Source organism: Candidatus Omnitrophota bacterium (assembly GCA_028717245.1).
Lineage (GTDB): Bacteria > Omnitrophota > Gorgyraeia > Gygaellales > Profunditerraquicolaceae > JAGUYA01.
This window is the reverse complement of record JAQUOD010000001.1, coordinates 87,879-99,727: the sequence shown is the minus strand read 5'-3', so window position 1 is coordinate 99,727 and position 11,849 is coordinate 87,879. Positions and strand designations below refer to the sequence as shown.

General features: G+C 44.5%; 24 protein-coding genes. All 24 read left to right on the top strand.

The features are described from left to right. Positions 1-2 precede the first annotated feature (2 nt). The 24 genes from rpsS to PHV44_00530 all read left to right on the top strand — a co-directional run bounded on the left by rpsS (position 3) and on the right by PHV44_00530 (position 11,821). A complete protein-coding gene (rpsS, locus tag PHV44_00645; protein MDD5591790.1) occupies positions 3-290 on the top strand; it encodes a 30S ribosomal protein S19 in 288 nt (95 codons plus the stop codon). Then, complete coding sequence (gene rplV, locus PHV44_00640; protein ID MDD5591789.1) at positions 291-626, top strand: 50S ribosomal protein L22; 336 nt, start codon at positions 291-293, stop codon at positions 624-626. 7 nt (positions 627-633) lie between these two features. Next, entirely contained in the window at positions 634-1,311 is a 678-nt protein-coding gene (gene rpsC / locus PHV44_00635) for a 30S ribosomal protein S3 (GenBank protein ID MDD5591788.1), read from the top strand. Between the two features lie 17 nt (positions 1,312-1,328). Continuing rightward, a complete protein-coding gene (gene rplP, locus PHV44_00630; GenBank protein ID MDD5591787.1) occupies positions 1,329-1,745 on the top strand; it encodes a 50S ribosomal protein L16 in 417 nt (138 codons plus the stop codon). 55 nt (positions 1,746-1,800) lie between these two features. Continuing rightward, the gene (rpmC, locus tag PHV44_00625) at positions 1,801-2,019 is read left to right on the top strand and encodes a 50S ribosomal protein L29 (protein ID MDD5591786.1); all 219 of its coding nucleotides are present in this window, start codon (positions 1,801-1,803) and stop codon (positions 2,017-2,019) included. 5 nt (positions 2,020-2,024) lie between these two features. Continuing rightward, a complete protein-coding gene (rpsQ, locus tag PHV44_00620; GenBank protein MDD5591785.1) occupies positions 2,025-2,297 on the top strand; it encodes a 30S ribosomal protein S17 in 273 nt (90 codons plus the stop codon). 3 nt (positions 2,298-2,300) lie between these two features. Further along, a complete protein-coding gene (gene rplN / locus PHV44_00615; GenBank protein MDD5591784.1) occupies positions 2,301-2,669 on the top strand; it encodes a 50S ribosomal protein L14 in 369 nt (122 codons plus the stop codon). Positions 2,670-2,734: 65 nt separating this feature from the next. Then, entirely contained in the window at positions 2,735-3,046 is a 312-nt protein-coding gene (gene rplX, locus PHV44_00610; GenBank protein ID MDD5591783.1) for a 50S ribosomal protein L24, read from the top strand. Further along, on the top strand, positions 3,043-3,594 hold the full coding sequence (gene rplE, locus PHV44_00605) for a 50S ribosomal protein L5 (GenBank protein MDD5591782.1): 552 nt from the start codon (positions 3,043-3,045) through the stop codon (positions 3,592-3,594). The genes rplX and rplE overlap by 4 nt, the downstream gene beginning before the upstream one ends. Positions 3,595-3,602: 8 nt before the next feature. Continuing rightward, positions 3,603-3,788 carry a type Z 30S ribosomal protein S14 gene (locus tag PHV44_00600; protein MDD5591781.1) on the top strand — a complete coding sequence of 62 codons (186 nt, stop codon included), beginning with the start codon at positions 3,603-3,605 and terminating at the stop codon, positions 3,786-3,788. Positions 3,789-3,828: 40 nt separating this feature from the next. After that, a complete protein-coding gene (gene rpsH / locus PHV44_00595; protein MDD5591780.1) occupies positions 3,829-4,224 on the top strand; it encodes a 30S ribosomal protein S8 in 396 nt (131 codons plus the stop codon). A gap of 79 nt (positions 4,225-4,303) precedes the next feature. After that, entirely contained in the window at positions 4,304-4,849 is a 546-nt protein-coding gene (gene rplF, locus PHV44_00590) for a 50S ribosomal protein L6 (protein ID MDD5591779.1), read from the top strand. A gap of 3 nt (positions 4,850-4,852) precedes the next feature. Next, complete coding sequence (gene rplR / locus PHV44_00585; protein ID MDD5591778.1) at positions 4,853-5,215, top strand: 50S ribosomal protein L18; 363 nt, start codon at positions 4,853-4,855, stop codon at positions 5,213-5,215. 3 nt (positions 5,216-5,218) lie between these two features. Further along, positions 5,219-5,701, top strand: a complete 483-nt coding sequence (rpsE, locus tag PHV44_00580) for a 30S ribosomal protein S5 (protein ID MDD5591777.1) — start codon at positions 5,219-5,221, stop codon at positions 5,699-5,701. Beyond that, complete coding sequence (gene rplO, locus PHV44_00575) at positions 5,676-6,182, top strand: 50S ribosomal protein L15 (protein MDD5591776.1); 507 nt, start codon at positions 5,676-5,678, stop codon at positions 6,180-6,182. The genes rpsE and rplO overlap by 26 nt, the downstream gene beginning before the upstream one ends. After that, on the top strand, positions 6,175-7,521 hold the full coding sequence (gene secY / locus PHV44_00570; protein ID MDD5591775.1) for a preprotein translocase subunit SecY: 1,347 nt from the start codon (positions 6,175-6,177) through the stop codon (positions 7,519-7,521). Before rplO ends, secY begins: the two co-directional genes overlap by 8 nt. A 1-nt stretch (position 7,522) precedes the next feature. Beyond that, positions 7,523-8,182 (top strand): adenylate kinase, encoded by a 660-nt coding sequence (locus PHV44_00565; GenBank protein ID MDD5591774.1) that lies wholly within the window; start codon positions 7,523-7,525, stop codon positions 8,180-8,182. After that, positions 8,163-8,906: a type I methionyl aminopeptidase gene (map, locus tag PHV44_00560; protein MDD5591773.1), complete on the top strand. Its 744-nt coding sequence runs from the start codon at positions 8,163-8,165 to the stop codon at positions 8,904-8,906. The genes PHV44_00565 and map overlap by 20 nt, the downstream gene beginning before the upstream one ends. A 5-nt stretch (positions 8,907-8,911) precedes the next feature. Further along, positions 8,912-9,130: a translation initiation factor IF-1 gene (gene infA / locus PHV44_00555; protein MDD5591772.1), complete on the top strand. Its 219-nt coding sequence runs from the start codon at positions 8,912-8,914 to the stop codon at positions 9,128-9,130. 63 nt (positions 9,131-9,193) lie between these two features. Continuing rightward, positions 9,194-9,307 carry a 50S ribosomal protein L36 gene (gene rpmJ, locus PHV44_00550; GenBank protein MDD5591771.1) on the top strand — a complete coding sequence of 38 codons (114 nt, stop codon included), beginning with the start codon at positions 9,194-9,196 and terminating at the stop codon, positions 9,305-9,307. 28 nt (positions 9,308-9,335) lie between these two features. Then, positions 9,336-9,755, top strand: coding sequence for a 30S ribosomal protein S13 (rpsM, locus tag PHV44_00545; GenBank protein ID MDD5591770.1), 420 nt, complete (start codon positions 9,336-9,338; stop codon positions 9,753-9,755). A gap of 18 nt (positions 9,756-9,773) precedes the next feature. Next, on the top strand, positions 9,774-10,163 hold the full coding sequence (rpsK, locus tag PHV44_00540) for a 30S ribosomal protein S11 (GenBank protein MDD5591769.1): 390 nt from the start codon (positions 9,774-9,776) through the stop codon (positions 10,161-10,163). Between the two features lie 5 nt (positions 10,164-10,168). Beyond that, positions 10,169-10,798, top strand: coding sequence for a 30S ribosomal protein S4 (gene rpsD / locus PHV44_00535; GenBank protein MDD5591768.1), 630 nt, complete (start codon positions 10,169-10,171; stop codon positions 10,796-10,798). A 33-nt stretch (positions 10,799-10,831) separates the two neighbouring features. Continuing rightward, on the top strand, positions 10,832-11,821 hold the full coding sequence (locus PHV44_00530) for a DNA-directed RNA polymerase subunit alpha (protein MDD5591767.1): 990 nt from the start codon (positions 10,832-10,834) through the stop codon (positions 11,819-11,821). Positions 11,822-11,849 lie beyond the last annotated feature (28 nt).

Genomic DNA, 11,849 nt, shown 5'->3' with positions numbered 1-11,849 from the left:
CCATGCCACGTTCATTAAAAAAAGGCCCCTTTGTGGAAGAAAGGCTATTGGAAAAAGTAGAGCGGTTAAAACGCTCGGGGTTACGCCAGGCCATAAAAACCTGGTCCAGGCGTTCTACTATTATACCGGATTTCGTTGGGTTGACTTTTGCGGTCTATGACGGTAAAAAACACGTACCGATTTTTATCACTGAGAACATGGTCGGGCATAAATTAGGGGAATTTGCACCCAGCCGGATATTCAGAAAGCACGGCGGCGTAAAAGCCAAGAAGGCACCGGAAAAAACATAAATGATAGCAAAAGCAGAAGCAAAATTTATCAGGGTTTCGCCTCCTAAGATAAGGCAAGTAATGGATTTAATCCGCAATAAAGACGTGCCTCAGGCACAGGCCTTATTGCTCAATTTAAACAAGAGGGCCTGCGAATACCTTAGGAAAATATTAAAACAAGCCGTAGCTAACGCAAAGGTAAAAGGTTTCAACGCCGATGCTTTATACATATCCAAGGCTATATGCGACGTTGGCCCCAGCTGGAAGAGGTTTAAGGCAGCGGCATTCGGCAGGGCGACGCCCATAAAAAAAAGGACAGCGCATATTAAAATAGAGCTGGAAGTAAAAGCGCGTTAGGAGAAAGATGGGACAAAAAGTTAGTCCGTTTTTGCAAAGAATCGGTTTTATCAGGACATGGCACAGCAGATGGTTTGCTAAACATCAGGATTTTGCCAAGTTTATCGAAGAAGATTATAAAATCAGAAAGTTTATTAAGAATAAGTTTAAGCAGGCGGCTATCGCAAAGATTATCATAGAGAGGCTGGCAGAACGCGTCAGGATCAGGATATTCAGCGCCAGGCCCGGTATAATTATCGGCAGGCACGGCTCAGATATTGAACGCCTGAGGGCAGACTTAAATAGCCTAGTAAATAAAGAGCTGTCTATTGACATAGAGGAAGTAAAGAACCCGGCTATGGACGCGCAGTTAGTGGCGGAAAACGTTGCGTTGCAGTTGGAAAAGAGGATTGCTTTCCGTCGGGCAGTAAAACGGGCGATGGAGCAAACGATGAGCGCAGGGGCCCAGGGGATAAAGATAACCTGCGCAGGCAGGCTTGGCGGCGCAGAAATGTCCCGTACCGAAACTTACCGGCAAGGCAAGATACCTCTGGCTACGTTACGCGCAGACATAGATTACGGCTTTGCAGAGAGCTTGACCACTTACGGTTTAATCGGGGTTAAGACTTGGCTTTACAAAGGCGATATACTTACTAAAAATACTGCTGAAGAAGCTTCAAAACAGGCGCAAGAAGCTAATCAGTAATATAAAACAGGTGCAAAATGGTTTTAATGCCCAAAAGGGTAAAATATCGTAAATTACAGCGCGGGACAAAGCGCGGGATAGCCACTACGGGTTGTAATTTAGCTTTCGGTGAATTCGGGTTAAAATCCCTGGAGAACGGCTGGCTTAAAAATACCCAGATAGAAGCAGTACGTGTTATTTTAGCCCGCCAGCTGCACAGGGGCGGAAAACTCTGGATCAGGGCCTTTCCCGATAAATCCATAACCAAAAAACCCGCAGAAGTACGTATGGGTAAAGGTAAGGGCGATCTTGACCATTGGGTCGCGGTAATAAAGAGGGGCCGTATCTTGTTTGAGCTGGGGGCCGTACCGGAGGAATTCGCGCGCAGGTGTTTCAGGCTAGCTGCCTATAAGTTGCCTTTTAAAACAAAATTTATCAGCCGTACTCACAGATAAGATGAATCCCGCCCTTCCTAATGGGCAGGGATATAGATAAAAGAGGAAGAGCGGGATGAAAATACAAGATTTACATAACCTTTCTAAAGAAGAATTGCTGCAAAAGGAAAAGGCCTTAAAAGAGGACCTATTCAAACTTAATATGCAGCGTTACGGCGGCAGGGTAGAGAAACCCCATATGTTTTCTTTAATCAAGCGGGATATCGCCAGGATTCAGACTGTTTTAAGCGTAATCTCCAAGTCTACCCCAGAGGCGTCAGTCAAGAAAGGCTAAATTAGATGGACAAAAGAAAAGAATTTACGGGTACGGTAATAAGCGACAGGATGCAGAAAACTATTATTGTCAGGGTAACGCGCATAAGCAAACACCCCAAATACGGCAGGATTATGAAAAAGCACAATAAATTTAAAGTCCACGACGAAAAAAACAGCGCCAAGCAGGGAGACGTGGTGCGTATAGAAGAAACCAGGCCATTATCAAAAGATAAGCGTTTCCGGTTAACCGAAGTTATCAAAAAGGCGCAAACCCATATCGAAGTCAAGGAGCCTTAAGGTATGATCCAACTACGGACTATTTTAGATGTAGCGGATAACACCGGGGCAAAACGCGCATCTTTCATCGCCCCCCTGGGTAGAAAAGGAAGATTCGCCGCCGAAATAGGCGATATCGTTAATGTCAATATAAAAGAATCCTCTCCTGATGCTATAGTTAAAAAAGGGACGGTTGCCAAAGCAATCATAGTAAGGACAAAACAACCCATAAGGCGTAGCGACGGCTCTGTATTAAGGTTTGACCGCAATGCCATTGTATTTATCGACGCCCAGTCAAACCCGATGGGCACGCGCGTCTTCGGGCCTGTGGCCAGAGAGTTAAGAGAAAAGAACTTTACTAAGATTATATCGTTAGCACCGGAAGTTATTTAAATTTCAGTAACTCGTAAGCTCGTAACTAGTAACTCGTAATTAAAAGATTAAAAGCTGTTAAGACGATGTTTAAAATCAGAAAAGGCGATACCGTAGAGGTTATTAAAGGTAAAGACAGAGGCAAAAAAGCCAGGGTCCTTGAGGTTATTACTTCAACCGGCAGGGCACTCGTAGAGGGCATCAATTTAGCCAAGAAACACAGGCGTAAGACGCAACAAGACCAGCAGGGCGGTGTTGTTTCTATCGAGGTGCCTATTAAACTTTCTAATCTTATGCTTTTTTGCAAAAACTGTAACCGTCGTGCCAGGGCCGGATTTATCTTTTTAAAAGACAAAAGTAAATCCCGCATCTGTAAACGCTGTAAAGAGGTGTTATGACTCCCCGGCTATTAGAAAAATACAGGAAGGAAATCGCACCGCAGATAGCCCAGACCTTTTCCCTAAAGAACAAATTGGCAGCCCCGCGCCTGGAAAAAATAGTGGTAAATATGGGAGTGGGTGAAGGCATGCAGGATATCAAAATTCTGGAGAAGGCCATGGAAGAATTAGCCATGATCACGGGGCAGAGGCCCATCTTAAGGCGGGCGAAAAAGGCAATCGCGAACTTTAAAATTAGAGAGGGCCATCCCATAGGCTGCAAGGTTACTCTCAGGCGCTTAATGATGTATGAATTTCTGGATAGGTTAGTAAACGTTGCCCTGCCCCGTATCCGAGATTTCCGGGGCGTTTCGCCGGATTCTTTTGACGAAAAAGGCAATTATACCCTGGGCCTTTCGGAACAGGGCATTTTTCCTGATATAGATTATGATAAGATAACCCGGCCGCAAGGCATGGATATAACTTTAGTAATTAAAAATGCTAAGAATAAAGAACAGGCCAGGGAATTATTAAGGTTATTCGGCATGCCTTTTAAGAGCGGGGATTAACTAAAAATATGGCTAAAAATTCACAAATAGCAAGATGGAAAAGGGCGCCAAAATTTTCTACGCGCAAATATAACCGTTGTTCTATTTGCGGCAGGTCAGGCGGTTACTTGAGAAGGTTTAAGCTCTGCCGTATCTGTTTTAGGGAGTTAGTCTGGCAGGGTTTGATACCCGGCGTCAGAAAAGCAAGCTGGTAAAAATCAGTTAACAAGTTAATTAGAACGAAGTGGGGGATAAATGTCCAGGACAGACTTAATTGCGGATGCTTTCGCGATGATACGCAATGCCATGATGGCAAAAAAAGAAATCGTGGATATACCGGCCTCTAAGCAGTTAAATGCGATTTTAGATATCCTGAAAAAGGAAAATTATATCGAAAATTTCAAGCTCATGGAAGACAAAAAGCAAGGGTTGCTTAGGGTCTATTTGAAATATATTTCGGGAAAGCCCGCGATAAGAAATATAAGCCGCGTATCTAAGCCGGGATTGCGCGTATACGTAAAACATAAAAAACTGCCATCTGTATTAAGAGGAAGAGGCATAGCCATAGTCTCTACGCCTAAGGGGATCACTACCGACCAACAAGCAAGGGATTCCGGTTCAGGCGGAGAAATTATCGGTTACATCTGGTAACTAGGATATCCGCCACAAAGCATTGGCGGATTAATTCGCCCAAATAACTTACGTTCCGTAAGTTATGGGCTCATTAAAAATGTCTAGAATAGGCGCTAAACCTGTAACTATACCCAAAGAAGTAAAAGTAGAGGTAAAAGAGGGCAAAATCTATATCGAGGGCCCTAAAGGAAAATTGGACTGTCTCGTTTCGGACCGCATAAAGTTAGAAATGAAAGACGGCCAGGTCTTTTTTAAAAGGGCAACCAATATAAAATCCGATAAAGCCCTGCACGGCCTTTATCGCTCCCTAGTCTTTAATATGATTAAAGGAGTTACCGAAGGATATACCAAAGAATTAGAAATCCAGGGAATGGGATTTCGCGCGCAGGTCCAAGGTAATAATCTAAACATGCAGCTGGGTTTTTCTCACCCGGTGAATTTCCCCATACCCGAAGGAATAAAAATAGAAACACCCAAGCAGACCCAGATTGTAATCAGGAGTATCGACAAAGAAAAGATAGGCAAGATCGCTTCTGAAATACGCGCGGTTTATCCTCCTGAACCGTATAAAGGCAAAGGTATTCGCTACGCGGGGGAATACATAAAGAAAAAGGTAGGCAAGGCTCAAGCCACGACTAAATAATATATGAAAAAGAAAAAAGATTTATCCAGATTGAAGAGGCACCGGCGTATACGTTTATTGTTATCCGGCACAAAAGAAAGGCCGCGTTTAATTTTACGCCGCAGCTTAAAAAATATCTATGCCCAGATTATAGACGATACAAAAAATGCGACCTTGTTTTCCCTATCCACGCTGGATAAAGAAATAAAGCAAAAATTCGCCTCTGCCGGAAATTTAAAGGCAGCGGAATTATTTGGCGAAGTCTTTGCCAAAAAGGCTAAAGAAAAAGGCATCAATTCTATTGTTTTTGACCGTGCGGGTTATTTATACCACGGGAGAGTCAAGGCGTTTGCAGATGCCTTAAGAAAAGGCGGAATGGAGTTTTAATAAATGCAAGAATTAAGGATTGAGCAAAACCAGGAATTTATAGAAAAGGTTATTACTATCAATAGGGTAGCTAAGGTAACTAAGGGCGGGAAGAAACTTTCTTTCAGCGCCCTGGTAGTAGTAGGCAATACCAAAGGCCGTATGGGTTTTGCCCTGGGTAAAGCCAACGAGGTTGCAGATGCTATCCGTAAAGGATTAACTAAGGCAAAAAAAGAACTTTTTAACGTAACCATGGAAGGTTCGACTATACCGCATGAAATTATTGGCGAATTCGGCGCGGCCAAGGTACTCTTGAAGCCTGCTTCGGAAGGGACGGGCGTTATCGCTGCCGGCCCGGTCAGGGCAATATGCGAAGCCGTGGGCATAAAGGATATTTTGACCAAATGTCTCAGGTCTAATAACCCGTTAAACGTAATTAAAGCTACTGTCCAGGGGTTAAAGAACTTAAAGGTAATGCAAAATGAAAACAAAGAGAGTAAAGAATAAGGCGCATCCCAAAGTAAAGACAGCGGTTCCTGTTGCAACTGGTCTCTATAATTTAAGCACGCCTAAGGGTGCCCATAAGCGTAAAAAGATTTTAGGCAGAGGTTCCAGTTCCGGCCACGGCAAAACTTCTACCCGCGGCAGCAAAGGCCAGACTTCGCGTTCAGGAAAACACAAATATCTCGGATTTGAAGGCGGACAGACCCCCTTAATCCGCAGAATTCCCAAACGCGGTTTTACCAGCAGGTCCAAAAAGGAATATCAGATTATACATTTAGGCGACCTGAATAAAATAAAAACAGAAACCATAAACCCGGAATTATTGCAGGAAAAGGGCATGATTAAGGACAAAAGTAAATGGGTTAAAATATTGAGCGACGGAGACATCAAAAATCCCGTTACTATACAGGCGCACGCGTTTTCCCGTAAAGCTATGGAGAAGATCCAGGGTGCCGGAGGAAAGATAGAGGTTATTAGTGTTTAGCGCGCTGGTTAATTCCTTTAAGATCCCCGACCTAAAAAAAAGGATTATCGTAACAGCAGTCCTTATTATTGTCTACCGCATAGGCTGCTATATACCTACCCCCGGTATCGACGGAGCGGCACTGGCCGAATTCTTCAATCGCATGGCCAAAACCCAGGGCGGAACAATCTTCGGTATCATCAATATGTTCTCCGGCGGGGCAATGGAAAGGCTTACTATTTTTGCCTTGGGGATCATGCCTTACATATCCAGCTCTATCATACTGCAGCTCTTAACCGCGGTCATACCCGCCTTAGAAAAACTAGCCAAGGAGGGCAAGGCCGGTTATGAAAAAATAAATCAATACACCCGTTACGGGACAGTAGCGCTTTCTTTAATACAATCCTTCTTTATCGCCCTGTGGCTTGAGAATCCCGCGCGTTTTGAAGGTTTAAGGATAGTCGTATACCCCGGATGGGGTTTTCGCATATTAACCGTCCTTACTTTAACTACCGGCACGATATTTATTATGTGGTTAGGCGAACAGATACAGGAAAGGGGTATCGGTAACGGCATCTCTTTAGTCATCACCTGCGGTATTATTTCCCGGCTCTGGCCGGCAATGCACCAATTATTCATATTGATTTCGCCTTTCTCGCCTGGCCGCAGGCAAATCCAGCCTTTTACCTTGTTGATTATGGCAGCTCTCTTGGTAGGCGTAGTCTTTGCGGTAATCCTCATTACCCAGGGGCAAAGAAAGATCCCCGTGCAGTATGCGCGCAGGGTTGTAGGAAGAAAGATTTTCGGCGGCCAGAGCACTTACATACCTTTAAAAGTAGACACCTCCGGCGTTATTGCCATAATCTTTGCCCAATCAATAATCCTTTTTCCCGCTACTTTGGCTTCATTCATACCTAACCCCACATTTCAAAGCTGGGCCCAGGGGCTCGTAAGAGGGCACCTGCTCTATACGGCTGTATATGCGTTATTGATTATATTCTTCTGCTATTTCTATACCGCTATCGTGTTTAATCCCGTGGATTTATCCGAAAATATGAAAAAATACGGCGGCTTTATCCCGGGGATCAGGCCGGGGACTTCCACTACCGAATTCCTGGATTACGTGATGACGCGCATAACCTTAGCCGGAGCGTCTTTTATCGCCTTTATCGCGATCTTTCCGGATTTTATTATGGCCTGGCTTAAGATTCCTTACTTGGTGGCTTCTTTTTTCGGCGGCACAGGAATATTAATTGTAGTAGGCGTCGTATTGGATACGATAAAACAGATAGAATCACACCTTCTCATGCACCACTATGAAGGGTTTATCAAGGGTGGACGCATCAGGGGAAGGAGATAGAATGAAAATAATATTATTGGGCCCGCCGGGTGCGGGAAAAGGCACGCAGGCAAAGGTATTGGCAGAGAAGTTAGGCCTGCCGCACATCTCTACCGGAGATATACTCAGGCAAAATGTCTCAGGCAATACCCCGTTAGGTAAACAGGCCCAGGATTTTATGAACAGGGGCGCTTTAGTACCCGATGAATTGGTTACGCAGATGTTAAGTGAGCGTATTAACCAATCGGATACCCAAAGAGGATTTATTTTAGACGGTTACCCCCGTAATATCAGCCAAGCGGAAGCGCTGGATAACATGTTAAAAAAATCCGGTCCGGATTTAGTAATTTATCTTGATACCAGCGAACCGGTAATCATACAACGGCTCTCTGGGCGCTTAGTCTGCAGCGTTTGTTCGGAGAATTTTCATATTAAGAACATGCCGCCGAAAGTAGATATGGCCTGTGATAAATGCGGCGGTAAACTTTATCAAAGAAACGATGACAATCCCCAGACGATTAAAAAACGTCTTGAGGTCTATCTAAAGGAATCTTCTCCTGTAGTTCAATACTACAATCAAAAAGGCAGCCTTTACCGCCTTTCGGCAGACGGGGATGCGGAAATGGTGCTGAATAAAATTATTGAGTTAACAAAAGAACCTAATGATTCCCATAAAGTCTAAAGAGGACCTGAAAATGCTGAAAAAATCCGGAAAGATCCTTGCTGAAATAATGCAGAGGCTGAAAAGCTCTGTTAAGGCAGGGGTCTCGACGTTAGAAATTGACGAATTGGCGCAAAAACTAGTGGATAAAGAAAAGGCCCTGCCGGCATTTAAAGGCTACAAAGGCTTCCCGGGAAATATCTGCGCTTCCATTAACGAAGAAGTGGTGCACGGCATACCCGGGCCCAGGCGATTAAAAGAAGGCGATATTATCGGCCTGGACTTAGGTATAAACTATAAAGGTTATTTCTGCGACGGGGCAATTACCGTGGGCGTAGGCCGCCTTGCCTCCGGCACGGATAGATTGATCGCCGTAACTAAAAACGCTCTCTTAAAAGGCATAGAACGGGCAAGGGTAAATAACCGCCTGTCGGATATATCTTATGCGATCCAAACCTATGTGGAAAAACACGGTTTTTCCGTGGTCAGGCAGTTTGTAGGCCACGGTATAGGCCACAGCTTACATGAAACCCCTGAAATACCTAATTTCGGCAGGCCCCACGAGGGCGAATTATTAAAAAACGGCATGGTCTTTGCCATTGAGCCTATGGTAAATATGGGAACTTGGGAATGCGAGATCCTGGATAACGGTTGGACCGCAGTGACAAAAGACGGTATGCCTTCGGCGCATTTTGAACATACGGTAGCCATCACGGACGATGGGCCGCAGGTATTGACTGATTGACAAATATGGCAAAAGAAGAGCTGATTGAAACCGAGGGTACGGTAATTGAAGCTTTGCCTAATGCTATGTTTCGGGTAGAATTAGAAAACGGGCACCGCGTGCTCGCCCACGTTTCGGGTAAAATGCGCATGAATTTTATCAGGATACTGCCGGGAGATAAAGTAAAGCTGGAGCTTTCTCCTTATGACTTAACCAGAGGCAGGATTACTTTTAGATCAAAATAAAATATGAACCCCGCCCTTCCTAAAAAAAGGGAGAGTGGGGAAATATACGGAAGGAAGGGCGGGGTGAAAGTAAAGGCTTCGGTAAAAAAAATCTGTGACAGGTGCAAGATTATCAAAAGGAGAGGGATTGTCCGGGTAATCTGTCCTAATCCAAAACATAAACAAAAACAGGGCTAAAAGTAATTAAGTTTTAAAGGAGGAAGAAGTGCCCAGAATCGTAGGCGTAGATATACCCAAGGAAAAAAGAATCGAAATTGCCCTTACCTATCTTTATGGCATAGGCAGGGATACCTCCAATAAAATCCTTAAGGAAGCCGCTATCGATGCCGGTAAGCGCGCCAAAGACCTGACTGAAGAGGAAACCGTGCGCCTCACCAATACCATACAGAAAAGCGGGATGAGGGTAGAAGGCGACCTAAGGCGTGAGATCTCGCAAAATATCAAAAGATTGATGGATATCGGGTCATGGAGGGGGATGCGCCATAAAAAGGGCCTTCCCGTAAGAGGGCAACGTACGCGTACAAACGCAAGGACCAGAAAGGGCCCGCGTAAAGGCGGCATGGCCGTGATAAAGAAATCTACCGACGATAAAAAGGCCGCCCCTGCAGCTAAGCCTGCAAAATAATTAATGGAGTGAAAAAATATGGCGGTAAAGGACAAGGCAAAAAAGAAAAAGATCGCAAAGGGCATAACCAACGGCATAGCCCATATACAGGCAAGCTTCAATAATACCATAATTACCATAACCGATAAACAGGGTAATGCCCTGGTCTGGTCGGCGCCCGGTATCGTAGGTTACAGCGGTTCGAAAAAGTCCACGCCTTTTGCCGCCCAGATAGCTGCAACCGACGCGGCAAGAAAAGCCAAAGAAATCGGGATTAAAGAAATCGAGGTCTACGTAAAAGGGCCTGGCTCAGGCAGGGAATCGGCAATCAGGGCGCTACAGGCTGCGGGCCTGACTGTTGTCTCAATCAGGGATGTCACGCCGATCCCTCATAACGGATGCCGTGCCAGAAAAAGAAGGAGAGTATAAAATAAATGGGCCGATATATAAATGCTGTTTGTAGGCTCTGCAGGCGCCAGGGAGAAAAATTATTCTTAAAAGGGCCAAGATGTAACACACCCAAATGCGCCATTGCTAAAAGAAGCTATGCCCCGGGGCAACACGGCCAGGGCAGGAGGCAAAAACTATCTAACTACGGGCTACAGCTAAGAGAAAAACAAAAGGCCAAAAGGATGTACGGGGTCCTAGAAAAACAATTCCGCAGGTATTTCCATATTGCCTCTAAAACAAAAGGCGTAACCGGAAAGGTGCTATTGCAATTATTAGAGAGAAGGCTGGATAATGTCGTATTCAGGCTGGGCCTAGGCCTATCCCGGGCACAGAGCCGCCAGATAGTACGCCATAATTTAGTCTATGTAAACTCTACGCGGGTTAACATACCTTCGTATCTTATAAGTAAAGACGATGTTATTCAGATAAAAACAAAAGAAAAGGGACAAAAGAAAATCCGGGAGAACCTTGAATTATCTAACGATAGGGGGGTACCTTCCTGGCTGCAATTCGACACCAAAGAACTAAAGGCAATGGTCTTAAGATTACCGGAAAAAGAGGATATACAACAACCGATCCAGGAACAGCTGATTGTAGAGTTGTATTCTAAATAACATTTTATTGCTTAAGAGTGAAAGCGAGGGAAGATGGGCACAAAATGGAGGGATTTTCAATTACCGAAGAAGCTGGAGTGCGATGAAGCTAGCTACACTAATACCTATGGTAAATTTTCTGCTGCCCCTTTCGAGAGAGGCTACGGCGTAACCTTAGGCAGTTCCTTAAGAAGGGTTTTGCTTTCTTCTATAGAAGGCAGCGCGGTTACCTCGGTTAAATTTTTGGGGGTAGAGCATGAATTCTCTACTATCCCCGGGGTACTGGAAGATATCCCGGAGATAATTTTAAACATAAAGAGCCTGGTCTTGAATTCCCACTCAAAGATACCCAAGACTATCTACGTGAAAAAAAATACCAAAGGCGAGGTCAAGGGAAAAGATATTGAGGTCGATGAAACTATAGAAATAATTAACCCTGACCTGCATATCGCCACCCTTACTAAAGATATAAAGTTCCAGGCGGAACTTGAGGTAGCCAGGGGCCGGGGTTATGTGCCTCAGGAAGCAAATAAAAAAGACGGCGCCAGTATAAACGTAATCCCCATAGACTCCATATTCAGCCCGGTTAAAAAGGTGAATTTTTACGTAGAGAATACGCGCGTAGGGCAAAGGACAGACTACGATAAACTGATATTAGAAATATTAACCAACGGCGCCATAACCCCAAAGGACGCCCTTCTTTATGCCTCCAATATCCTGCAGAGGCACCTGGATATCTTTGTCAGTTTCGGCCAGCTACCCGAGGAAATAGAAGAAGAGCCGCAGATGAGCCGGGAAGAAATGATGCTATATGAAAAATTAAAGCTGCCCATATCGGAGCTGGAATTATCGGTAAGGAGCTCAAATTGCCTGAGGGAAGCTAATATCAAGACCATAGCTGATTTAGTAAAGAAGACGGAAGAGGAAATGTTGAGTTTTAAAAATTTCGGCAAGAAATCCCTGACCGAAATAAAGGAATTGCTCGCGGGCATGGGTGTGAACCTAGGCATGCAGGTTGATTCTAAGAAATTAAAGAAAACATAAATTAAATATAGATAATATAATAAAGGAT